General features: G+C 72.5%; 21 protein-coding genes and 1 pseudogene. 13 read left to right on the top strand and 9 right to left on the bottom strand.

What is annotated here, in order from left to right; translation table 11 throughout:
- Positions 1-8: 8 nt before the first annotated feature.
- Positions 9-416 (bottom strand): hypothetical protein, encoded by a 408-nt coding sequence (locus F1734_RS19380; protein WP_228287072.1) that lies wholly within the window; start codon positions 414-416, stop codon positions 9-11.
- 75 nt (positions 417-491) lie between these two features.
- A complete protein-coding gene (locus F1734_RS19375; RefSeq protein WP_010591944.1) occupies positions 492-1,223 on the bottom strand; it encodes a hypothetical protein in 732 nt (243 codons plus the stop codon).
- Positions 1,224-1,349: 126 nt separating this feature from the next.
- On the opposite strand from F1734_RS19375, the pseudogene F1734_RS19370 reads away from it, so the two are divergent.
- Positions 1,350-2,877: pseudogene (locus F1734_RS19370) on the top strand (HD domain-containing phosphohydrolase).
- Between the two features lie 67 nt (positions 2,878-2,944).
- On the opposite strand, the gene F1734_RS19365 reads toward F1734_RS19370, so the two are convergent.
- The 3 genes from F1734_RS19365 to F1734_RS19355 all read right to left on the bottom strand — a co-directional run bounded on the left by F1734_RS19365 (position 2,945) and on the right by F1734_RS19355 (position 5,022).
- Entirely contained in the window at positions 2,945-3,958 is a 1,014-nt protein-coding gene (locus F1734_RS19365) for a DUF1648 domain-containing protein (protein WP_010591942.1), read from the bottom strand.
- Complete coding sequence (locus F1734_RS19360; protein WP_010591941.1) at positions 3,955-4,308, bottom strand: GntR family transcriptional regulator; 354 nt, start codon at positions 4,306-4,308, stop codon at positions 3,955-3,957. The genes F1734_RS19365 and F1734_RS19360 overlap by 4 nt, the downstream gene beginning before the upstream one ends.
- Positions 4,309-4,398: 90 nt before the next feature.
- On the bottom strand, positions 4,399-5,022 hold the full coding sequence (locus F1734_RS19355) for a TetR/AcrR family transcriptional regulator (protein ID WP_225222521.1): 624 nt from the start codon (positions 5,020-5,022) through the stop codon (positions 4,399-4,401).
- A 55-nt stretch (positions 5,023-5,077) separates the two neighbouring features.
- Here F1734_RS19355 and F1734_RS19350 point away from each other — a divergent pair, with 55 nt between their 5' ends.
- The gene (locus F1734_RS19350; RefSeq protein ID WP_010591939.1) at positions 5,078-5,896 is read left to right on the top strand and encodes an alpha/beta fold hydrolase; all 819 of its coding nucleotides are present in this window, start codon (positions 5,078-5,080) and stop codon (positions 5,894-5,896) included.
- Positions 5,897-5,912: 16 nt separating this feature from the next.
- Here the strand turns inward: F1734_RS19350 and F1734_RS19345 are convergent, their stop codons facing one another.
- Positions 5,913-6,908: a GNAT family N-acetyltransferase gene (locus F1734_RS19345; RefSeq protein ID WP_017679985.1), complete on the bottom strand. Its 996-nt coding sequence runs from the start codon at positions 6,906-6,908 to the stop codon at positions 5,913-5,915.
- Between the two features lie 32 nt (positions 6,909-6,940).
- Between F1734_RS19345 and F1734_RS19340 the strand changes: the two genes are divergently transcribed.
- Positions 6,941-7,729: a hypothetical protein gene (locus F1734_RS19340; protein WP_040272202.1), complete on the top strand. Its 789-nt coding sequence runs from the start codon at positions 6,941-6,943 to the stop codon at positions 7,727-7,729.
- A 67-nt stretch (positions 7,730-7,796) separates the two neighbouring features.
- Here the strand turns inward: F1734_RS19340 and F1734_RS19335 are convergent, their stop codons facing one another.
- Both F1734_RS19335 and F1734_RS19330 read right to left on the bottom strand, forming a co-directional pair.
- Entirely contained in the window at positions 7,797-9,068 is a 1,272-nt protein-coding gene (locus tag F1734_RS19335) for an RNA polymerase sigma factor (RefSeq protein ID WP_010591936.1), read from the bottom strand.
- A complete protein-coding gene (locus F1734_RS19330; RefSeq protein ID WP_010591935.1) occupies positions 9,065-9,409 on the bottom strand; it encodes a YciI family protein in 345 nt (114 codons plus the stop codon). The genes F1734_RS19335 and F1734_RS19330 overlap by 4 nt, the downstream gene beginning before the upstream one ends.
- A gap of 162 nt (positions 9,410-9,571) precedes the next feature.
- Between F1734_RS19330 and F1734_RS19325 the strand changes: the two genes are divergently transcribed.
- The gene (locus tag F1734_RS19325; protein ID WP_010591934.1) at positions 9,572-10,573 is read left to right on the top strand and encodes an endonuclease/exonuclease/phosphatase family protein; all 1,002 of its coding nucleotides are present in this window, start codon (positions 9,572-9,574) and stop codon (positions 10,571-10,573) included.
- A 5-nt stretch (positions 10,574-10,578) separates the two neighbouring features.
- On the opposite strand, the gene F1734_RS19320 is transcribed toward F1734_RS19325, so the two are convergent.
- Positions 10,579-10,944 (bottom strand): dihydrofolate reductase family protein, encoded by a 366-nt coding sequence (locus F1734_RS19320; RefSeq protein ID WP_010591933.1) that lies wholly within the window; start codon positions 10,942-10,944, stop codon positions 10,579-10,581.
- 220 nt (positions 10,945-11,164) lie between these two features.
- Between F1734_RS19320 and mftE the strand changes: the two genes are divergently transcribed.
- The 9 genes from mftE (at position 11,165) to eutC (ending at position 22,077) form a co-directional block, all read left to right on the top strand.
- On the top strand, positions 11,165-11,851 hold the full coding sequence (mftE, locus tag F1734_RS19315; protein WP_010591932.1) for a mycofactocin biosynthesis peptidyl-dipeptidase MftE: 687 nt from the start codon (positions 11,165-11,167) through the stop codon (positions 11,849-11,851).
- Positions 11,848-13,236 (top strand): mycofactocin biosynthesis glycosyltransferase MftF, encoded by a 1,389-nt coding sequence (gene mftF / locus F1734_RS19310; protein WP_010591931.1) that lies wholly within the window; start codon positions 11,848-11,850, stop codon positions 13,234-13,236. Before mftE ends, mftF begins: the two co-directional genes overlap by 4 nt.
- 17 nt (positions 13,237-13,253) lie before the next feature.
- Complete coding sequence (gene mftG / locus F1734_RS19305) at positions 13,254-14,729, top strand: mycofactocin dehydrogenase MftG (protein WP_102031331.1); 1,476 nt, start codon at positions 13,254-13,256, stop codon at positions 14,727-14,729.
- A gap of 49 nt (positions 14,730-14,778) precedes the next feature.
- Positions 14,779-16,080 carry a helix-turn-helix domain-containing protein gene (locus tag F1734_RS19300; RefSeq protein ID WP_010591929.1) on the top strand — a complete coding sequence of 434 codons (1,302 nt, stop codon included), beginning with the start codon at positions 14,779-14,781 and terminating at the stop codon, positions 16,078-16,080.
- Positions 16,081-16,180: 100 nt separating this feature from the next.
- Positions 16,181-17,704, top strand: a complete 1,524-nt coding sequence (gene exaC / locus F1734_RS19295) for an acetaldehyde dehydrogenase ExaC (RefSeq protein ID WP_040272206.1) — start codon at positions 16,181-16,183, stop codon at positions 17,702-17,704.
- Between the two features lie 92 nt (positions 17,705-17,796).
- Positions 17,797-18,333 (top strand): DUF779 domain-containing protein, encoded by a 537-nt coding sequence (locus F1734_RS19290; protein ID WP_040272208.1) that lies wholly within the window; start codon positions 17,797-17,799, stop codon positions 18,331-18,333.
- Positions 18,334-18,449: 116 nt separating this feature from the next.
- Positions 18,450-19,904, top strand: a complete 1,455-nt coding sequence (eat, locus tag F1734_RS19285) for an ethanolamine permease (protein ID WP_017679980.1) — start codon at positions 18,450-18,452, stop codon at positions 19,902-19,904.
- Positions 19,901-21,316 (top strand): ethanolamine ammonia-lyase subunit EutB, encoded by a 1,416-nt coding sequence (locus F1734_RS19280; RefSeq protein ID WP_017679979.1) that lies wholly within the window; start codon positions 19,901-19,903, stop codon positions 21,314-21,316. Before eat ends, F1734_RS19280 begins: the two co-directional genes overlap by 4 nt.
- The gene (gene eutC, locus F1734_RS19275; protein WP_010591923.1) at positions 21,313-22,077 is read left to right on the top strand and encodes an ethanolamine ammonia-lyase subunit EutC; all 765 of its coding nucleotides are present in this window, start codon (positions 21,313-21,315) and stop codon (positions 22,075-22,077) included. The genes F1734_RS19280 and eutC overlap by 4 nt, the downstream gene beginning before the upstream one ends.
- Positions 22,078-22,100: the final 23 nt, after the last annotated feature.

Raw genomic sequence — 22,100 nt, 5'->3', positions numbered from 1 at the left:
GCAGCGGCCTATCGGCTCGCGCGCTTGGTGGCCTCGGCCCAGGACTCGACCGCCGCGTACCCGTCGCCCACGCCCTGGGTGAACGCGACCAGGGCCCCGTACATCCGGGTGCCTTCCACGGCGAGTTCCGTCTTCGCCACCCAGTCCGCGGCACGGGCCATCACGTGGGCGGAGATGTCGGCACCGTCCTGGGTGCCGCGGGAGGCGTGCAGGAACGACTCGTCGGCGATCTGGAAGGTCTGCACCACGGCGCGCCAGTAGTACTCCGCGTCCATCGCCGCGCGGACCTCGTAGTAGTCCGTGGCGTTCTGCCGCGCCACCGCCTCCTGCAGCGTCGTCGCCGCTCCGGAGATGCTGCGCAGCGGCACGTACACGGGATCGTCGGACGCCCCCCGTGTGGTTCGTCTACTCGTCACCGGCACGATGCTTTCAGACAATGGCACCCCCTCGATGGTCCACAAGATCATCGCACGCGCAAGTGCCGGCGCGGGTCAGCAGGTGAGCGCATCGCCCGGGCACGCCGGCGCGTGCCGCTGCGGATCGAACGGTTCGAACCACGCGTCGACGGTCGCGAACAGGGCGCGCTGGGGAATCCGGAAATCGCCGAGCCGCTCCTGTTCGGGCAGCGGCCCGTCGTCGCCGAGGTCGACGCCGCCCACCGTCGCGGCGACGGTGCGGACGGACCACAACCGGCGCGGTGCGGCACGGAACCACTGTCCGTTCGGTACGTCCCCGGTGAGGCGGATCCGGCCGGCGCCCAGGACCGGCCCGGCGAGGCGCGCCACCGCGGCCAGGACCGCGGGGTGGTGCCGTATGCGGTCGGGTAGGAGCCGACCGGTCAGGGTCGCCAGGGCGGTGGACGGCGACGAGGTCACCTCTACGTCCCAGACGACGTCGTCGCCGGCCGTGATGTGCAGCCGGGACGGGCCGGTCCATGCGGCGGCGACGTCGGTGCGCACCGTCCGGTTGAGGGCGGCGCCGAGGTAGCGGGGGCATCCGTGCTCCGGCGCGGCATCGCTGTAGACGGTCCACCGGCCGTGCGGGTCGCGATGCCAGACCGAGGTGAAGGCCGGGCCCACCGATCCGGCGGTGAACCGGCGCAGTGCCAGACAGTGCCCACTGGCGAACGGTGCACCGATCACCGCGTATCCGGTGAACCGTTCCCCGGCGACCCCGGCCAGGACGCGGGGCTCCTCGGCGGCTGCTTGCGGCGTGGTCTTCATGTCGTCCTCCTGCGGTGTTTCGGTTGTTCCGATCGTGCGCCGTGTCGTGTCCGGAAGGCATGGGGCCGATGCCTCATCTTTTGCCCGGGCGGGCCCCCGATTCCCGCGGCGGAGGACAATGGAGCCGTGCAGCGCAGGAGCGGGTCGTCTCCGGCGCCGCGGGACGGGCCGCGGCGCGCCGAGTTGCTCGCAGCGCTGTCCCTGGCGATCGACCTGGGCCTGGGGCAGCCCATGGAGCACATGCTGCGCTCCGCCGTACTGGCCGGACGGATCGCCGAGCGCATGGGGCTGGACGCCCGGCAGCAGGCCGTCGTCTACTACGCGAACCTCGTCGCCTGGATCGGATGCCACGCCGACTCGCACGAACTGGCGCAGGTGTTCGGCGACGACATCGCACTCCGCGCCGACACCTACGGGGTCGACATGACGGGGTTGCCGTTCCTGCGGATGCTGACGGGTCACGTCGGGCGCGGGCTCGACGGCCCGCGTCGCGGACTCGAGGTCGCCGCGTTCCTGCTGACCGCCCGCCGTCGCATGGCCGAACTGATCGGTTCGCACTGCGCGTCGGCGGGAGCGCTGTCCGACCGGGTGGGCCTCGACCGGCAGGTGGGTGCGGCCCTGGCCTATGCGTTCGAACGATGGGACGGGGCCGGGCTACCCGCGGGGGTACGCGGCGACGACATCCCGCTCGAGATGCACATCGTGCACCTGGCGGAGGTCTGCGAGGTCCATCTGCGAACCGGCGGGCCGTGGCGGGCCGTCGAGGTCGCCCGAGCGCGCAGCGGGACCCAGTTCTGTCCGCGGGTGGCACGGGTGTTCCGGGAGGGTGCGGACGAGTTCACCCACGATCTGCTCGAACGGGACGCATGGGCGGCGGCACTGGATCGGGCACCCGACCGTGAGTGCGTCCTCGCCGACGGCGAACTCGACGCGCTGCTGCGCGCGACGGCGGACTTTGTCGACCTGAAAGTCCCTTTCCTGCTGGGCCATTCGCGGTCCGTCGCCGAACTCGCGGCGGCGGCGGGTCGCCTGCGCGGCCTGCTGGAGACGGACACCGCGGTGCTCTACCGGGCCGGTCTCGTCCACGGTCTCGGGCGAATGGGGGTGTCCAACCGGATCTGGGAGAAGCCCGGTCCGCTCACCGCCACCGAATGGGAGCGGGTCCGGCTGTATCCGTACCTGACCGGGCGGATCCTCAGCCGTGTCACCGGCATGGAGGACGTCGTCGCCGTCGCGACCACGCACCGCGAACGCCTCGACGGCTCCGGATATCCCAACGGCGTCCGCGGCCGCGACCTGAGTGTCGCCGATCGGCTGCTCGCCGCGGCGGAGACGTACCAGCGCTTCGGGGAACCCCGGCCGCATCGTGATGCGCTCACCCCCGATCACGCGGCGGAGCGCCTGCGGCGAGAGGCCCGCGGCGGCCGGGCACCGGCAGGTGCGACGCGCGCCCTGGCCGGCCGGACTGACCGCCCGGGAGGTGGCGGTGTTGCGGCTCGTCGCCCGGGGCCGCTCCAACCGGCAGATCGCCGCAGAGTTGTGCATCGCGGAGAAGACGGCGCGCAACCACGTCGAGCGCGTCTACGTCAAGCTCGGGGTGGACAACCGCACGCGGGCCGGCCTGGCCGCCGTCGACCTCGGGCTGGCGTGGTGAACCACGGGCGGACGACGGCCACGAACGGTGCACGGCCGGGTGTCGCGGTGCTCCCGCCCGGCCGGGTTCAGCGGCTCGGGTCGGTCCTGGCGCCGCCCCTCCGCTCCACGAGACTGTTGACGAGTCCGGCGGCGGTCGCGGCGTCGTCGACCACGACCAGGGTGCGCGCGCCGTCGCGCCGGTGCAGCACCAGGGCAGGGCCACCGCGCAGGACGAACCCCCGTGCACCGCGCAGCGGGCCGAACACTGCCATGCGGTATCCGTAGCCACCGAAGTGCCGCAGCGGTGCCACGTCGGTGACGGAGGCGGAGGCGATGTCACCGAGCCGAGTGTGCAGGTGCGGCCACCCGAACATTCCCGCGACGGTGACCCCGCGGGCGTCGACGGTGACGCGGATCGAGCAGGTCGCAGCCACCAGCACCGCGAGCAGCACGGCCAGGCCCAGCAGGATCCACAGCCGGGTCAGCACGCCCATCGCGGCGACGAGGCCGATCGCCGCGACCAGCGCGCTCGTCGTGACGTTGCCGGTGGCCACCGAGCGGGTCCACACCACGAGTTCGTCTGTGCCGACCGGAATTCGTGGTGCCTCCGCGGCCGGGGGAGTGGCGGGTCCCCGCGACCACCGTGGTATCGCCGCGGCGGCGGCCCCGAGGGCGAGGCCGACGCCGAGTGCGGCGAGGAGCGACGTCCCCGGCGGTGCGGCTGCGGTGGCGTCGGCGAGACCCCGTTGCGAGCCGGTCGCCAGCACGATCAGGGTGGTCACGAACGCGACGGTGCCGGTGACGGTCGCGGCGACCGCGCGGGTGAGGGCGGGGTCGGCGGCGGCAGCCCGGGCGAGACCGAAACCGAGGGCGGCGAACAGCGCACCGAATCCCAGCACCAGCGCGATGGTTGCGGGGAGTCCGGCGAATCCGTCCGCGGTGCCGTCGAGGTTCCAGTGCGTCGCGATCGGATCCGGCAGTTGCGCACGCCAGTTCCGGAGCACGAGCGCGCCGGCGGCGGCGACCCCCAGCGGGGCGACCGTGGAACCGAGGAGGATACGGCCGGCGGGGCGCCCGCCGGTGCCGGGATCGTCTGTCATCTGTACTCCGCTCTGATCAGGTCGACGAGGCCGTCGGCGCTCAGCCCGACGCGCTTGGCGTGCGCGACGACCTCAGCGACGGCGGAATGAACGGCGGCATAGCCGGTTTCGGCGCGATCGGTGACGACCGCACCGCGTCCGCGACGCAGCTCCACCAGGCCTTCGTCGCGCAGCTGCTGATAGCCCCGCAGCACGGTGTGGACGTTGAGGCCGAGCGAGGCGGCCAGGTCGCGTGCACCGGGGAGGCGCTCGCCCGCCCGGACCTCGCCGCGGGCCACCGCGCCGCGCACGGCCGCAGCCAGCTGCACGAACAGCGGGTCCGGCGAGTTCGGATCCAGTCTGATGAGCACGACACCAGCATATTGTTCTATTTGAGATAGAACAAGTCGGCTATTTGCAGCGGCTGGTGCGTCCGGTCGCTGCCGAGCCGGGCGGGGGACTCAGTCGCGGGCCTGCCATCCGCGATGGAGCATGTCGAGTGCCTCGTGCAGCAGCGCGTCCCTGTCGGCGGGGACCGAGGCCGGGATCTGGTGCAGTGCGGCCAACCGGGCGATGCCGTAGACGGTGCCCCACGCGGCCGCGCACCGTCGCAGAACGTCGGCTTCGTCGATGCCTGCGGGTTGGCAGGCCGCGACGGTGTCGTGCAGCAGCTCCCAGTAGTCGGCCGCGGCCTGCTGCAGGCGTGGGTGGTCGGCCTTGTCGACCGTGGGCCCGTAGGCCAGGTCGTGCACGTGCGGGTTGTCCCGCACGAAGCGCACGTAGGCGCCGGCGAGGGCGTGGAGCCGGTGCAGGGGGTCGGGGCCTGCGGCTTCGACGGCGGCGGCGGCCGTCGCCGCGGCCCGCCGGAGTCCGGTCCCGGCCACCGCCGCGAGGAACCGGCGCTTGGTGCCGAAGTGCACGTAGGGCGCCTGGTGGCTCACGTCCAGTTGTTGTGCCACCCGGCGCAGGCTGAGCCGTTCCGCGGGCTCCTCGCGCAACTGCTCGAGTGCGGTCTGGAGCAGGCGTTCGTCGAGGCTCGGGCTCGTCCGCCCGGCTCCCGGGCCCCCATTGACACTGTCAACCATGCGGAGGACCATAGCACTTGACAATGTCAACCGGGAACCGGAGGCGGTGAGGGCGATGACCCGGAAGATCTCGACCGGAGTGGGCTCGCTGGCCGTGCGAGTGCGGGGCCAGGGTCCGACCGCCGTGCTGTGGCACAGCCTGTTCGTCGACGAAAGATCCTGGGGCCGAGTCGAAGACGAGCTGGCAACCGAACGGCGGGTCGTGTCCGTCACCGGCCCGGGGCACGGGGCGAGCGATGATCCCGGCCGGCGCTACACCCTCGCCGAATGCGCCGCGGCGGCCGGAACGATCCTCGACGAACTCGGCGTCGACGAACCCGTCGACTGGATCGGCAACGCCTGGGGCGGCCACATCGGCATCGTCTTCGCGACCGACGCGGCGCCGCGCTGCCGGACGCTGGTGACGCTGGGGACGCCCGTCCAGGCGCTGAACCGGACGGAGCGCGCACGCACGGTATTCCTCCTCGCCGCCCACCGGATGCTCGGCCCCGTCGGCTTCATCCGCTCGGGGGTGACGAACGTATTGCTCTCCGCCGCAACGAGGAAACGCGATCCGGAGGCGGTCGCCCTCGTCGGGGACTGCCTCGTCCGCGCCGACCGGGCGGCACTGCGCAACGCGGTCGTCTCCATCTCGCTGCACCGCCCCGATCTGACCGACCGTCTGCCCGGGCTGTCCGTGCCGACCCTCTTCGTCACCGGCAGCGACCACAAGGGGTGGACGCCGGAGCAGGCGCGCGCGGCGAGCCGCCTGGTGCCGCAGGGCTCGTGCGCCGTCGTGGACGGCGCCGCGTACCTCGTCCCGCTCGAGGCGCCCGCCGAGACGACGGATCTGGTGCGGCGATTCTGGTCGGCGTCGGTGCCGGAGTACCCGTGACGGCGTTCGACGCCGTTCACAGTCCGCGTCGCATCACCGCCCGCGGCCACCGATCCAGACCGCGGGCGGCCTCCTCACGACGGATCCGGCGCAGGCCCGGACCGAGGTCGTCGTCGCGCACGAACTCGAAGCCGAGCCGCCGGTAGTAGGGCCCGTTCCAGGGGACGTCGACGAAGGTGGTCAGCGTCAGCGCGGGCAGCGCCCGAACGCGTGCCCAGGTCGCGAGGTGATCGATCAGGACCCGGCCGAGCCCGCGGCGCGCGTGCTCGGGATGCACCGACACCTGCGCGACGTGGGCGGTGCCGTCGACGATCTCGGCGAGTAGGTAGGCCACCGGGCGGTCGTCACCGTCGGTACCCACCCACACGCGCCCGGCGGTCACGTACTCGCGCAGCTCCGCGAGCGTGGGCGGCGCGTCGTCGGCGACGGCGTCCATGCCGAGCTCGGTGAACGCCCGTCCGGCCGCACGTTCGATGTCCTGCAGCAGCGGCAGGTCCGCCGCGGTGGCCGGGCGGATGCGGTGCGCGGCGTCCTGCGGCGGCAGGTCCTTGGCGAAGTACAGCGACGAGTCCGAACAGGCGTACTCACCGAACCGCTCGGCCAGCGGAACGTACCCGGCCGCCGCGTACATCGCGAGCGCCTCGGGCTGCTCGGTGCCGGTCTCGAGCACCATGCGGCGCCGGCCCGCCTCGGCGGCGGTGCGCTCGAGCTCGGCCAGGATCCGCCGCGCCACGCCTCGTCGGCGCAGACCCGCGCGCACGTACATGCGCTTGATCTCGGCGTCGCCGTCGCGCAGTCCGGGGTGCGCCGAGTTCCGCGCCCGCCATCCGCCGATGCCGGCCGGGACGTCGTCCAGCGACGCGAGCAGGAAGATGCCGTGGGGTGGATCGAACTCCTGCGGGTGCAGCAGCGTGTGGTCGGGACCGCCGTACCGGCGGACGTATTCGAGTTGCACCTCGTCGACGAGCGAGTGCACCGCGGCGTCGTCGAGGGAACGCGGTTCGATGTGCACGCCCGCAGGCTAGCGCGCGGAATACTGGGAGCATGAGTACCGTCGCCGACGGAGTGGACTTCGTGGCCGCTCCGTGGCTCTACCCCGGACCCGCCGCGCCGGGGACGGGCCTGCTCACCCGCGACGGCTACCACCGCGCACGTGCTCGCGCCGACTTCGGTGCGAGCACCCTGCGGCTCGCCGGTACCAGCCGGACCGTCGACGGCGCGCTCCGGGCGGCCGGCGTCGACGGCGTCCGGGACCGGCGTCTCGTCGTCGCCGTGGGGTCCAACGCCTGTCCCGCGGTGGTGGCGCGCAAGTTGACGGCCGGGCACGTCGACCCCACCGTGCCGTTCCTGCGCGCGACGGTGACGGGCATGGCGGTCGGGCACAGCGCCCACGTCAGCGTGGCCGGTTACGTCGCGGCGACCGCGTTCCGCCGGCCGGGGGCCCGCACCGCGGTGTTCGCGTCGCTGCTGGACCGGGACCAGCTCGCGTGCCTCGACGCGACGGAGCCGAACTACACGCGCCGCGCCGTGACCGCGGACGAGTGCATTCTCGCGATCGACGGGGGAGCGCGGCCGGTGGGCTTCGACGTGTACGTCTCGAAGTGGGGCACCCTCGCGCCGCCCGGTGGGTCGCCGATACCGCTGCAGACCCAGGAGGCGCTGTTCGGCACACTGCTGCGCGAGTGCGCCGGCTTCGCGGCACTCGTGGGCCGCCGACCGCACGAATATCGGTCCGTGATGACGGAACTCGCCGGAGCGGCAGACCTGCGCGCCGCCCTGCGACGGTCGTTCGCCGCGTCGGGCTGGGCCTCCCGCAGCGGCTTCGGCGACTGATCCGGGTGCCGAAAGACGGGTGCGGCCGCTCGGCCGATGCGGCGACGACACCCCGAATCGATCCCGGTCACGACCGGCCCGTCTCCTCCAGACGACGGCGCAGGTGCGCGCGTTCGGGTTCGGTTCCGGCCAGCTCGAGTGCCCGCCGGTAGGCGACGGCGGCCTCGTCGTCGCGGCCGAGCCGGCGCAGCAGCTCCCCGCGGGCCGTGAGATACGGGTGGTAGCCGCGCAGCCGGGGCTCGTCCGCGAGGGCGTCGAGCAGCACCAGACCGGCCTCCGGACCGTCCCGCATCGCCACCGCCGCGGCGCGGTTGACCGCGACGACCGGCGAGGGCGCCAGGGTGGTCAGGACGTCGTAGAGCGCGACGATCTGCGGCCAGTCGGTGGAGGCGACGTCGGCGGCCTCGTCGTGCAGCGCGGCGATCGCGGCCTGCACGCCGTACGGGCCCGGCGGGCCACCGGTCAGCGCCACGGGCACGAGAGCGGTGCCCTCGGCGACGAGAGCGCCGTCCCAGCGTGCACGGTCCTGGTCCGCGAGCAGAACCACCGCGCCCTCCGGCCCGGTCCGGGCGTCGCGGCGCGCGTGGGTCAGCAGCATCAGGGCGAGCAGCCCGGTCACCTCCCGCTCACCGGGCAGCAACCGGTGCAGGATCCGGGCCAGCCGGAGAGCCTCGTCGGCGAGGTCCGGACGCTGCAGGTCCGGCCCGGAACTCGCGGCGTATCCCTCGGTGAAGATCGAGTACAGCACCTGCAGTACACCCGGCAACCGCTCCGGCAGTTCGTCCCGCTCGGGCATCCGGAACGGAATGCGGGCCTGCCGGATCTTCTTCTTCGCCCGCACGATCCGCTGCGCCATCGTCGCGGTGGGGACCAGGAAGGCCCGCGCCACCTCGGGCGTCCCGAGCCCGGCCAGGCACCGCAGGGTCAGCGCCACCCGGTCCTCGGTCGCCAGCGCCGGGTGAGCGCAGGTGAAGTACAGCTGCAGGCGCTCGTCGGGCACGTCGCTGCCGGCCACGGGGGTGGGAGAGTGGTCCGCCCGATCCGAATCCACCTGCAGGACGGCCAGCCGGGCGGCGTAGGCCTGATCCCGCCGGAGCCGGTCGACGGCCTTGCGCCGCGCCGTCGTCAGCAACCAGGCCCCCGGCTTGACCGGCACGCCCCGGACGGGCCAGTGCACCAGCGCCGCTTCGATCGCCTCGCCGGCCACGTCCTCGGCCAGGTCGAGGTCGCCGAAGCGGTGCACGAGGGCGGCGAGCAACCGCCCCCGCTCCTCCCGGAACACCGCTTCGACGGCTGCGTCGACCCGCGCGCCGGCGCCCGGCCCGTCCGTCGCGGTCACTGCCCGAAGTCGGCGATCGGCCGCACCACCACGGATCCACCGCCGCGCGCTCCGGGGCAGCGGGCCGCCCAGTCCAGCGCGACGTCGAGGTCGGGCACGTCGACGACGTAGAAGCCGCCGAGAACCTCGCGCGTCTCGGCGAACGGCCCGTCCGTGGTGACGGATCGCGCCCCGTCGGGACCGACCCGCACGGTCGTGGCGGTGGTCAGGTCGGCGAGCGATTCCGAGGCGACGACGACTCCCGCCTCCTGGATCTCCTTGTCGAAGACCATCCACTCCTCGACGGTGCACTGGTCGCCGGCCTCGGCCGATGCGGCGTTGATCAGCATCATGTACTTCATATCGAGCCCTTCTCGTAGGGTGGGTGTCCTGCCCGGCAGGGTTGCCGTACGACATGACGACGAACGGAACCGGGTCGGATCGACAGGAGCCGCCGGTTCGTTCCGGACTACGGCCGCGCCGGGTGTCGCGCGGAGGCATGCAGCCGGGGTGAGGAGGCATTCATGAGCGTGCCGCGACGGCTCGCCGCCCTCGTCTCGATCGCCGCGACGGTGCTCGGGCTCACCGCGCTGGTGGCCTCCGCGACGGACGTGGCGAGCAACGCCGTGATCGCCTGGGCGTCGCTCGGCCCGTACCTGCTGCTCGGGACGGTGGCGGGTGCGGTCGTTGCCGCCCTCGCCCGGCGCCCGGTTCTGCTGGCCTCGGCGCTCGCGGTCGTCGCCGCCGGAGCCTGGACCCTGGGACCGTTGTACGTACCGGGTGTCCGGGACGACCGGCCGGCCTCGACTTCCGGTCCCACGATCCACGTGATGCAGGCCAATCTGATGGTCGGGCAGGCCGACCCGGATGCGCTGGTCCGGACGGTGCGCGAGCGGCGGGTCGACGTCCTGACCGTGCAGGAACTGACCGAGGACGCGGTGGCCGCGCTGCGGGTCGCGGGACTCGACGACCTGCTTCCGCACCGCTTCCTGGCCCCGACGCCGACCGGCGGTGCGGGCGCCGGGATCTACAGCCGGTTCCCCGTCTCGGCCGGCCGCACGCTCGACGGGTTCGGGCCGACGAACCTGGCCGCGACCCTGGACACCGGCCCCGGGCGGCCGCTGATCCTGTACGCCGTGCATCCCGCGCCCCCGTACCTGACACCGGCTCCGGCGTGGGCGGCCGAGCTCGAACGCCTGGACGAGGAACTCGAGTCGGTGACCGGCCCGGCCCCGGTCGTGGTCAGCGGGGACTTCAACGCGACGTACTCGCACACCCGCTTCCGCGACCTCCTCGACTCCGGGTACGTGCACGCCGCGGACCGGGTCGGCGGCGGGCTCGTGCCGACGTATCCGGCGGACCGCCGCTATCCGGCCGTCGTCGGGATCGATCACATCCTCACCCGGGGCGCCACGGCGATCTCCCTCGACCGGATCGAGCTCCCCGGCTCCGATCATCACGGCCTCGTCGCCGTCGTCCGGCTCCCGCCGCCGGCCGGGGACGAGAGTTCCGGCGACGGCGAATAGCAATCTCACCGCACGACCCGCAGCCGGATGTCCGTCGCCACGGGGCCCTGGGTGGTGCCGAGACGTTCCAGCGCGAGCGGGTCGCCGACGAACGTCACCCCCGGAACCGGCTCGGCCGGCGGGCGGTGGGTGAGCACGAACTGCGGTCCGCTCCAGCCGCCACCGAACGCCTCGCCCTCGGTGGGTGTGCCCTTGTGCGGGTCGTCGCCGCGGAAGGTGCGGTTGCCGACGAGGAGCGCACCGATCTCGCCGACGAGTTCGTCGATCGCCGGATCCGGCCCCAGGTACGGCACCAGCCACGACATGTCGTCGCCGGGGCCGGCGATGAATCCGTCGATCGACATCGTGGCCGAGTACAGCAGCTTGCTCATGGCTCACCTTCCGCTCGCGGCGTCTCGATTCTGTCCGTACCGACCGCCGAACGGGCGAGAACTCGTCGCGGCACCGTGCTCCGCGTCCACGGGGACCGTCGCGCCGGCCGGACGAACGCGCTGCTCAGCGCGTCCACCGGCAGCGGGTGCCGGCTCGGGTCGAGCATGCACTCGCCACTGCCGACGGCGACCCGAAGGGCACACCCCTACCATCGGACCGGTGACCCGCGACCTCGCCACCGCCTACTGGCCCGACATCGAACCGGGCCGCGCGACGGTCGCGGTTCCCGTCGGCGCGCTCGAACAGCACGGGCCGCATCTTCCGCTCGACACCGACACCCGGATCGCCCGGGCGCTGACGGCAGCCCTGCCGGGTGTGCTCGTCGCGCCGGCCCTCGAGTACGGGGCCAGCGGCGAGCACGAGGGCTTCCCCGGCACCGTCTCGCTCGGCGCCGACGCGATGGAGACCGTCTTCGTCGAATACGGACGTTCGGTGTGCCGGTGGGCCGCGCGCCTGCTGTTCGTCAACTGGCACGGCGGCAACGTGCCCGCACTGACCAGAGCGGTGTCCCGGCTCCGGTACGAGGGCCGCGACGCGGCGTGGCTGCCGTTCGCCGTGCCCGGCGGCGACGCCCATGCCGGCGTCACCGAAACCAGCCTGCTGCTGCATCTGGATCCGCACGTGGTGGACACCGCCCGCGCCGAGAAGGGAAACACCGGCACCCTCGCCGACCTGATGCCACGAATGCGCACGGGCGGTATCGTCGCCGTGTCCGCGAACGGCGTGCTGGGGGATCCGACGCCCGCGAGCGCAGCGCAGGGGGCACGATGGTTCGCCGACATCGTCGATCGAGCGGCGGCACAGACGACCCGGTGGGAGCCGGATGCGAAAGGAAGACTCCGTTGACGAGCACGGCCCGACTGCCCGACGGATTCGGCGTCCGTATCGATCCGCGGGTGCGCGCCTACTCCGACGGTCGCGTGCTCATCGGCGGTTCACCCACGCGCATGCTCAAGCTCGCCCCCGCGGCCGCGGCGATGATCGGTGACGGCTACGTGAAGGTCGTCGACTCGCAGACCGCCGTCGTGGCGCGACGCCTGCTCGACTCCGGCGTCGGAAACCCCCGTCCCACCGCGTTGCCCGCCACCTCCGACGTCACCGTCGTGATTCCCGTGAAGAACAACCCGGCCGGGCTCGAGCGCCTGCTGGCCGCCGTCGAGGGCCTGACGGTGATCGTCGTCGACGACGGCTCGGACGTTCCGTTGTCCGCCCCGGCCAGGGACTCGCTCCGGGTGCTGCGGCACGAGCGGTCCCGCGGCCCGGCCGCGGCCCGCAACACCGGCCTGCGCGCCGCCACGACGCCGTTCGTCGCCTTCCTCGACTCGGACGTGGTGCCGCGCAAGGGCTGGCTCGAGGTGATGCTCGGGCACTTCTCCGACCCGGCGGTGGCGCTCGTCGCGCCGCGCGTCGTCGCGCTCGAACCCGACAGGGGCGCCCTGGGACGCTACGAACACGCGCGCTCGTCGCTCGATCTCGGCCGCCGCGAGGCCGCCGTCAAGTCCGGCAGCCCGGTCGCGTACGTGCCGAGCGCCGCGATCATCGTCCGTCGCGACGTGCTCACCGCGACCGGCGGATTCGACGAGACCATGCACGTCGCCGAGGACGTCGACCTGTGCTGGCGGCTGCAGGAGGCCGGCTGGCGGCTGCGCTACGAACCCGTCGCGCACGTGGCGCACGATCACCGCGTGGGGTTCCGGAAGTGGTTCACCCGCAAGGCCTTCTACGGCACCGGTGCGGCACCGCTCGCGAGCCGCCACCGCGGTTCGGTACCGACGATGTCGATGTCCGGGTCGATGCTGTTCGCGTGCGTGGCCGCCGCGAGCCGCACCCGCCTCGGGGCGGTCGGCGCGGTCGCGTCGCTGTCGGTGACGATGCTCCGGCTGCGCCGGATGTTCGCCGAACTCGACCAGCCGACCCGGATCGCGGCGGTGCTCACCGCGCAGAGCTTCGCCGGCGGACTGTGGCAGGTCGCCTCCGCGCTGTGCCGGCACTACTGGCCGATCACGTTCGTCGCCGCCGTGGTCTCGCCGAGAGTGCGTCGCGCGGTCCTCGGCTTCGCCGTCGCCGAGGGGCTGTGGGACTGGTACGGCCACCGCGAGGACGGCGGCCTCGACCCCCTGCGCTACGTGTTCTACAAGCGTCTCGACGACATCGCCTACGGCGCCGGACTGTGGTGGGGTGCGGTCGTCGCCCGGGATGCGGCGGCGCTCGCGCCCCGCATCCAGGGTTGAGCGGGGTAGTCGCGCCCGTGGCCGCGCCGGCGCACGCCGACGTCGTCGTCGTGGGGGGTGGCAGTTGCGGCTGCGTGCTGGCCGCCCGGCTCAGCGAGGATCCCGACCGGACGGTCCTGCTGCTCGAGGCCGGCCCCGGCTACCGCTCCATCGCGGACACCCCGTCCGCGGTGCTCGACGCGACCGTCCTGCCGGTCGGTCCGGACAGCCCGTGGACCTGCGCCTACCCGGTCCGGCTGACCCGACGTCGCCCGTCCGTCGTCGCCCGCGGCCGGCTGCTGGGCGGCTCCGGCGCGGTCAACGGGGCGTACTTCGTGCGGGCCCGCCCGGACGACTTCGAGGCCTGGCCGCCGTCCTGGTCGTTCGATCGGGTGCTGCCGCATTTCCGCGCCACCGAGACCGATGCCGACGCCGGGACGGGTGTGCACCGTCGCTGGCACGGGACGTCCGGTCCCGTGCCCGTCGCCCGTACGCCGTGGGAGCGGCTGCACCCGGTCGGTGCCGCATTCCACGACGCGGCCCTCGCCGCCGGACATCGCCGGATCGCCGACCTCAACGCGCCCGGACCGGACGGGGTGGGCCCCGTCCCGCTCAACATCCGCGACGGGATGCGCGTCGGTCCGGCCCACGCGTACCTGCTGCCCGCACTGACCCGGCCGAACCTGACCGTGCGCACGGGAACCCGCGTGCGCCGGGTCGTGCTCTCGGGGTCGCGCGCGGTCGGCGTCGAGACCGAGGACGGCGAGACCGTCGGCGCCGGCCACGTCGTGCTCGCCGCCGGTGCGATCGGCTCCCCGCAGCTGCTCATGCTCTCCGGCATCGGCGCCGGCGCCGAGCTGACCCGCCTGGGCGTCACCCCGCGGATCGAGCTCCCCGGGGTCGGGACGGGCTTCACCGACCACCCGGAGATCGCCGTCCCCTACCGGTACCGCGCCCCGCAACCCGGACCGGCCCCGGTCCTGCAGGTCGTCCTGCACACCGGCAATCTCGAGATGCGCCCCTACACCGCACCGTTCGCCGCGTCCGTCCCCGGAAGCGGCGTCGCGGACCCCGTTCTGGGTGTGGTGCTCACCCGTCCCCGCAGCCGCGGCACGATCCGCCTCGACCCGGCCGATCCGACGCGGCCGCCGCTGCTGGACTACCGCTACCTCGAGGACCCGGGCGACCGTGCCGACCTGCGCGACGGGGTCGCGCGCGCCGCGCATCTGCTCGCGGCGATGCCGGACGTCGTGGACCGGACCGGGGTCGATCCCGACGCGTTCGACCCCGGCGACGCCTGGCTCGAACAACACCTCGGGACGTCGCTGCACCTGTCCGGGAGCTGCCGGATGGGCACCGACGAGGCGGCGGTCGTCGACGACCGGTGCCGGGTGCACGCCACCGAGGGACTGAGCGTCGTGGACACGTCCGTGTTCCCGCAGGTGCCCGGCCGCGGCCCGCACGCGACGGCGGTGATGCTGGCGGAGCGGGTGGGCACGGGGGCGGGCTTGTGACTCGGGTTACAGTTGTCCGGAGGAGGAACCGGCAGATGAGCAGCACCGCATGACCGACGAACGATCCGGCTCGGCCAACCCGTGGGTGGCGCTGCGGCCCGGTGACGATCCGTCGCAGCTGGCGCAACGGGTGTCGTCGGCGCACAGTTCGTTCCTCGACGCGGCCGACACGTCGGTCGTGCCGGCCTCCGTGCGGTCGGTGGTCCGCGAATCCTGGCTGCGCAGCCGCCGCAACGGGATCAGTCCCGACGCCGTCGAACAGCCGAGCCTGCTCACCGGCCTGGACCTCGAGCGGTACCGGGCCGGGCATCCGATGGCGCTGATCCGTCCCGTCGTGCGCAAGCTGCTGGTGGAGGACGCCGCCGACAGCGGGCTGCTCGTCGCGATCAGCGACGAACAGGGCCGGTTGCTGTGGGTCGAAGGCGACCATGCGGCCCGGGACCGGGCGCTGTCGATGAGCTTCGTCGAGGGCGCCGACTGGAGTGAGGAGCGGGTGGGCACCAACGCGCCCGGCACCGCTCTCGCCGTCGACCACTCGGTCCAGATCGTCGCCGCCGAGCACTTCAACCGCACCGTGCACGAGTGGAGTTGCTCGGCCGCGCCGGTGCACGACCCGAGCACCGGCCGGATCCTCGGCGCCATCGACATCACCGGCGGTCTGCGCGTCGCCGCGCCGGAGGTGCTGCAACTCGTGCGGGCCACGGTCGCCGCCGCCGAGTCGGAACTGCGGCTGCACCTGCTCAGCTCGCCGCGGCTGTTGTCGTCCGCTCGCACGAGCCTCGACACGTTCGGTTCCGGACGGCCCACGTTGCACCGCGACGGCGAGCGGATCCCGCTGTCGCAGCGGCACGCCGAGATCCTGCTGCTGCTCGCCGAGCATCCCGAGGGTCTGAGCTCGGACCGGCTTGCGGTGCTGCTCGACGAGTCCGAGCTCGACTCCGTCACCATTCGTGCCGAGATGTCGCGGCTGCGAAAGGTTTTCGGATCCGAGGGGCTCGGTTCTCGCCCGTACCGGCTCCTCGGCGAACTCGTCACCGACGTCGCGGAGGTCCGCGGTGCGCTCGACCGCGGTGACGTGGCGACGGCGGTGCGCCTGTACGCCGGGCCGGTGCTGCCCGGATCGGTCGCGCCCGGCGTCGAGGAGATCCGGGACGAACTGCGCGCCCGGGTGCAGGCGGCGCTCCTCCGCGCCGGCGACGCCCAGTTGCTCGCGCGGTGGACGGCATCGGTGCACGGGCGCGACGACATCGCCGCCTGGGAGGCGTACCTGACCACCCTCGATCCGCACTCGACGCTGTTCGCCCAGGTCAGGGCCCGGATCGAGCTGCTGGACCGCCAGCTCGGCATCTGAGGTTGCAGCTACGCAACGTAGTTGCAACCCACCGGCTCGTAGTGTTCCGGATCACACGCCCCGCATGGGGTGTGTCAGACCATCCGAGGAGTGAACACCGATGACCGTGTACGCCCGTCCCGGCTCGCCCGACGCCCTGATGTCCTTCCAGTCCCGCTACGACAACTGGATCGGCGGCCAGTGGGTACCGCCTGTGAAGGGTCAGTACTTCGAGAACGTCACCCCGGTCACGGGACAGCCGTTCACCGAGGTGGCCCGGTCCACCGAGGAGGACATCGAGCTGGCCCTCGACGCCGCCCACGCCGCGGCGCCGGCCTGGGGCAAGACCTCCGTCGCCGAGCGGTCCATCCTGCTCAACAAGATCGCCGACCGTATCGAGGAGAACCTCGAGTCGATCGCCCTCGCCGAGACCTGGGACAACGGCAAGCCGATCCGCGAGACCCTCAACGCCGACATTCCGCTCGCGATCGACCACTTCCGCTACTTCGCGGGCGCGATCCGTGCGCAGGAGGGCTCGATCTCCGAGATCGACTCCGAGACCGTCGCCTACCACTTCCACGAGCCGCTCGGCGTCGTCGGCCAGATCATTCCGTGGAACTTCCCGATCCTGATGGCGGTGTGGAAGCTTGCCCCCGCCCTGGCCGCCGGCAACGCCGTCGTCCTCAAGCCGGCCGAGCAGACGCCCGCCTCGATCCTGCACCTCATCTCCGTGATCGGCGACCTGCTGCCTCCGGGCGTGGTCAACATCGTCAACGGCTTCGGCGTCGAGGCCGGCAAGCCGCTGGCGTCGAGCCCGCGGATCCGCAAGATCGCGTTCACCGGCGAGACCACCACCGGCCGCCTGATCATGCAGTACGCCTCGCAGAACCTGATCCCGGTCACCCTCGAGCTCGGCGGCAAGAGCCCGAACATCTTCTTCTCCGACGTGCTCTCGGCCAACGACGACTACCAGGACAAGGCGCTCGAGGGCTTCACGATGTTCGCCCTCAACCAGGGCGAGGTGTGCACCTGCCCCTCGCGCTCGCTGATCCAGCAGGACATCTTCGACGACTTCCTGTCGCTGGCCGCGGTGCGCACGAAGGCCGTGCGCCAGGGTAATCCGCTCGACACCGACACGATGATCGGTGCGCAGGCGTCGAACGACCAGCTCGAGAAGATCCTGTCCTACATCGAGATCGGCAAGAGCGAAGGCGCCCAGGTGATCACCGGTGGCGAGCGCGCCGACCTCGGCGGCGACCTGTCCGGCGGCTTCTACGTCCAGCCGACGGTGTTCAGCGGCCACAACAAGATGCGCATCTTCCAGGAGGAGATCTTCGGACCGGTGGTCTCGGTGACCTCCTTCCGGGACTTCGACGACGCCATCTCCATCGCCAACGACACCCTCTACGGCCTCGGCGCCGGCGTCTGGTCCCGCGACGGCGGGGTCGCCTACCGGGCCGGTCGCGCGATCCAGGCCGGCCGGGTGTGGACCAACACCTACCACCAGTACCCGGCGCACGCGGCGTTCGGCGGCTACAAGCAGTCCGGCATCGGGCGCGAGAACCACCACATGATGCTCGATCACTACCAGCAGACGAAGAACCTCCTGGTGTCCTACGCCCCGAAGGCCCAGGGCTTCTTCTGATCAGACCCGGCGCCTGTCACGTCACCCCCCTGCGACGTGGCAGGCGCCGTTCCCATTCCGCCCTACCCCCGCCGACAATCGGAAGGCACCGTATGTCCGTCCCGCTCCGCCTCGTCGCCACCGCCGACGCGGTCACGCTCCTGCGCCGCCTCGCCGAGCGCCACGGGCCGCTGATGATGCACCAGTCCGGCGGCTGCTGCGACGGGTCGGCGCCGATGTGCTATCCGGACGGCGACTTCATCGTCGGCGACCTGGACGTGCTGCTGGGGGTGCTGGACCTGCGTCTCGAGGTGGGGCGGACGGCAGACGACCTGCCCGGCGGCGCCGACGCCGTCCCGGTGTGGATCTCGGGATCCCAGTTCGAGGCGTGGAAGCACACCCGGCTCGTCCTCGACGTGGTGCCGGGCCGCGGCTCCGGGTTCAGCCTCGAATCCCCCGAGGGGCTCCGGTTCCTCAGTCGCGGCCGTGCCTTCACCGCTCAGGAGAACGACGCTCTCGCCCGCGACACCCCCGTGCTCGGCAAGCAGTGGGCCGCCGGCGCCCGCCCGGATCCGGCCACGGAGCCGACCGTCGTGGCCGAGGCCGCCGATGCGTGCCCGGTGCCGACGACCCCGGGTCGCTCCTCGTAACACTTCCGTGACCGCGTACTGACGCGGTGTGTACATACCGCTCGTACCGTGAGTACGCGCGGTGTCCTCGGCGTGCCTGCTCGACACGTCGCCATCCTCCGTCGAGAAGAGGAATCATGTCGTTGACCGACCCGCCCCGGACCGGAACCGCGGCTCACCACGACGGCGCGGACTTCCACGCCGAGAGTCGTGCCTATCTCGAAAAGCGAAGTCTGAGAAAGGGTTCGGCAGGCTGGATTCTGCTCGCGGGGCTGGGGGTCAGCTACGTCATCTCGGGTGACTACGCCGGCTGGAACAACGGCCTGGCCGAAGGCGGGTTCGGTGGACTGCTCGTCGCCTCGGTGATCATCGCGGCCATGTACTTCGCGATGGTGCTCGGCATGGCGGAGTTGTCCTCCGCGCTGCCGGCCGCCGGCGGCGGCTACACCTTCGCCCGTCGCGCACTCGGACCCTGGGGTGGATTCGCCACCGGCACAGCAATTCTCATCGAGTACTCGATCGCCCCGGCGGCGATCGCCACGTTCATCGGCGGGTACGTCGAGTCGCTGAACCTGTTCGGCATCACCGACGGGTGGTGGATCTACCTCGCCGTGTACGCGGTGTTCATCGGCATCCACCTCACCGGCGCGGGCGAAGCCCTCAAGGCGATGTTCGTGATCACCGCGATCGCACTCGTCGGGCTCGTGGTGTTCGCGGTCTCGGCCGTCGGGCTGTTCGACACCGCCAATCTGACCGACATCGCCGTCGACGAGACCGCCGCCGGTGCGTCGTCGTTCCTGCCCTTCGGTCTGTTCGGCATCTGGGCGGCCGTGCCGTTCGCGATCTGGTTCTTCCTCGCCGTCGAGGGGGTGCCGCTCGCCGCGGAGGAGGCGACCGAACCGGAGAAGAACGTGCCCAAGGGCATCATCGTGTCCATGCTGGTACTGCTCGTCACCGGTGCGACCGTGCTGTTCCTGGCCACCGGCGCGCTCGGCGCCGAGGCCCTGTCCACCTCCGGCAACCCGCTCGTCGAGGCCCTCGGCGACAGCGGCGCCGCGAAGGTGGTCAACTACATCGGCCTCGCCGGTCTGATCGCGAGCTTCTTCTCGATCATGTACGCGTACTCGCGGCAGACGTTCGCGCTCTCGCGCGCCGGTTACCTCCCGACGAGCCTGTCGCTGACCAACAAGCGCAAGGCGCCGGTGCTGGCGCTGATCGTCCCCGGTGTGATCGGGTTCGCGCTGTCGCTCACGGGGGAGGGCGCGATGCTGCTGAACATGGCCGTCTTCGGTGCCGCGGTGAGCTACGTGCTGATGATGGTCAGCCACATCGTGCTGCGGCGGCGCGAGCCGAACATGCCGCGGCCCTACCGCACCCCCGGCGGTGTCGTCACCACCTCCTTCGCGCTGGTCGTCGCGGCCGCTGCCGTCGTGGCCACCTTCCTGGTCGACCCGATCGCCGCCCTGTGGACCCTCGGCGCCTTCGCCGCGTTCATGGCCTACTTCGGGCTCTACAGCCGGCACCGGCTGGTGGCGAACTCGCCCGACGAGGAGTTCGCCGCGCTCGCCGAGGCGGAGGCCGAGCTGAAGTGAGCGTCTACACCCAGCACCTCGCCGGCACCACCTACACCTTCGACGGCCTCGTGGACCTGCTCGCCAAGGCCACCCCGCGCCGCTCCGGCGACGAACTCGCCGGCTGCGCGGCCGAATCCGACGCCGAGCGCGCGGCCGCGCAGTGGGTGCTCGCCGACGTCCCGCTCGACGTGTTCCTCGCCGAGCCGGTGGTGCCCTACGAGACCGACGAGGTCACCCGGCTGATCCTCGACGACCACGACCGCGACGCCTACCGCGCCGTGCAGCACCTGACGGTCGGGGGACTGCGCGACCTGCTCCTCGACACCGTCACGAAGGCCGATGCGGCCGCGACGTTCGCCGCCCTGTCACCCGGCCTGACGCCCGAGATGGTCGCCGCCGTCAGCAAGCTCATGCGCAACCAGGACCTGATCGCGGTGGCCCGCGCGATCGAGGTCACGTCGGCGTTCCGCACCACCGTGGGACTTCCCGGCCGGCTCGGCACCCGGCTGCAGCCCAACCATCCCACCGACGACCCGCGCGGCATCGCCGCCGCGACCCTCGACGGGCTGCTGATGGGGTGCGGCGACGCCGTCATCGGCATCAACCCGGCGACGGATTCGCCCCGGGCCACCGCCGACCTGCTGCACCTGCTCGACGAGATGCGGCTGCGCTTCGACATCCCGGTGCAGTCCTGCGTGCTCTCCCACGTGACGACCACCCTCGGCCTCATCGAGGCCGGCGCCCCGGTGGACCTGGTGTTCCAGTCCATCGCCGGCACCGAGGGCGCCAACGCCGGCTTCGGGGTGAACCTCGCGCTGCTGCGCGAGGCGAACGAGGCCGGTCGCGCCCTGGGGCGCGGCACCGTCGGGGACAACATCATGTACCTCGAGACGGGACAGGGTTCGGCGCTGTCGGCCGGCGCGCATCTCGGCACGGGCGGACGTCCGGTGGATCAGCAGACCCTCGAGACCCGGGCGTACGCCGTCGCCCGCGCGCTCGACCCGCTGCTGATCAACACGGTGGTCGGTTTCATCGGCCCGGAGTACCTCTACGACGGCAAGCAGATCGTCCGGGCGGGCCTCGAGGACCACTTCTGCGGCAAGTTGCTGGGCCTGCCCATGGGTGTGGACGTGTGCTACACCAACCACGCCGAGGCCGACCAGGACGACATGGACACCCTCCTGACGCTGCTCGGGGTTGCCGGCGCCGCGTTCGTCATCGCCGTGCCCGGGGCCGACGACGTCATGCTCGGCTACCAGAGCCTGTCGTTCCACGACGCGCTGTACGTGCGGCGCGCGCTCGGCCTGCGTCCCGCTCCCGAGTTCGAGCGGTGGCTCGCCGGCCTCGGCATGGTCGACGGAGCCGGGCACATCCTGCCGGTGGACGCGGCCGCCTCCCCGCTGCGCGCCCTCGCGGGAGGTGCGGCATGAGCGAGTCCGTCGACCGTGACTTCTGGGCGCCGCTGCGGTCGTCGACGCAGGCCCGCATCGGGCTCGGCCGCGCCGGCGACGGCCTCCCGACCGCGCGGGTGCTCGAGTTCCGGGCCGCGCACGCCGCGGCCCGCGATGCGGTGCACCAGCCCCTCGACGTGCCGGCCCTGGCCGCCGACGTCGAACGTCTCGGACTCGGCGCGCCCGTCGTCGTCGAGAGCCGCGTGCGCGATCGGGGCGAGTACCTGCGCCGCCCGGATCTCGGCCGCGTGCCCGCGGACCTGTCCGCGGTCCCGGCCGTCGGCGCCGACGTCGGGGTGGTCCTCGCCGACGGGCTCTCGCCGCGGGCCCTGACCGAGCACGGCGTCGCCCTGCTCGAGGCGATCGTGGCGGCCCTGCCGCGGCACCTGTCCGTGGCGACGCCGGTGATCGCGACGTCGGCGCGGGTCGCGCTCGGCGACCACATCGGCGCCGCCCTGGGGGTGCGCACCCTGCTGGTCCTGATCGGGGAGCGGCCCGGGCTGTCGGTCGCCGACAGCCTCGGGGTGTACCTGACCCACGAGCCGCGGCCCGGTCGTGCCGACGCCGAACGGAACTGCGTGTCCAACATCCACCCACCCGAAGGGCTGGGGTATGCGGCGGCCGCGTGCGTCGTCGCGGGGCTGGTCGACGGGGCGCGCCGGCTCGGGCGGTCCGGGGTGGACCTGAAGGACACCACGCGGGGCGACCGGCTCGATTCCGCGACGGTGGGGGAGTTGTAGCGGCGAGAACGTGACGCATCCGC

Source organism: Rhodococcus ruber (assembly GCF_016804345.1).
Taxonomy (GTDB): domain Bacteria; phylum Actinomycetota; class Actinomycetes; order Mycobacteriales; family Mycobacteriaceae; genus Rhodococcus; species Rhodococcus ruber.
The sequence above is the reverse complement of the archived record's forward strand: the minus strand, read 5'-3'. Positions and strand labels throughout refer to the sequence as shown.

Excerpts from the sequence above, each read along its gene's own strand:
- F1734_RS19375 (WP_010591944.1), bottom strand. The coding sequence starts at position 1,223 with ATGAAGACCACGCCGCAAGCAGCCGCCGAGGAGCCCCGCGTCCTGGCC.
- F1734_RS19365 (WP_010591942.1), bottom strand. The coding sequence starts at position 3,958 with ATGACAGACGATCCCGGCACCGGCGGGCGCCCCGCCGGCCGTATCCTC.
- F1734_RS19355 (WP_225222521.1), bottom strand. The coding sequence starts at position 5,022 with ATGGTTGACAGTGTCAATGGGGGCCCGGGAGCCGGGCGGACGAGCCCG.
- F1734_RS19350 (WP_010591939.1), top strand. The coding sequence starts at position 5,078 with ATGACCCGGAAGATCTCGACCGGAGTGGGCTCGCTGGCCGTGCGAGTG.
- F1734_RS19340 (WP_040272202.1), top strand. The coding sequence starts at position 6,941 with ATGAGTACCGTCGCCGACGGAGTGGACTTCGTGGCCGCTCCGTGGCTC.
- F1734_RS19330 (WP_010591935.1), bottom strand. The coding sequence starts at position 9,409 with ATGAAGTACATGATGCTGATCAACGCCGCATCGGCCGAGGCCGGCGAC.
- F1734_RS19325 (WP_010591934.1), top strand. The coding sequence starts at position 9,572 with ATGAGCGTGCCGCGACGGCTCGCCGCCCTCGTCTCGATCGCCGCGACG.
- F1734_RS19320 (WP_010591933.1), bottom strand. The coding sequence starts at position 10,944 with ATGAGCAAGCTGCTGTACTCGGCCACGATGTCGATCGACGGATTCATC.
- F1734_RS19300 (WP_010591929.1), top strand. The coding sequence starts at position 14,779 with ATGACCGACGAACGATCCGGCTCGGCCAACCCGTGGGTGGCGCTGCGG.
- exaC (WP_040272206.1), top strand. The coding sequence starts at position 16,181 with ATGACCGTGTACGCCCGTCCCGGCTCGCCCGACGCCCTGATGTCCTTC.
- F1734_RS19290 (WP_040272208.1), top strand. The coding sequence starts at position 17,797 with ATGTCCGTCCCGCTCCGCCTCGTCGCCACCGCCGACGCGGTCACGCTC.
- eat (WP_017679980.1), top strand. The coding sequence starts at position 18,450 with ATGTCGTTGACCGACCCGCCCCGGACCGGAACCGCGGCTCACCACGAC.
- eutC (WP_010591923.1), top strand. The coding sequence starts at position 21,313 with ATGAGCGAGTCCGTCGACCGTGACTTCTGGGCGCCGCTGCGGTCGTCG.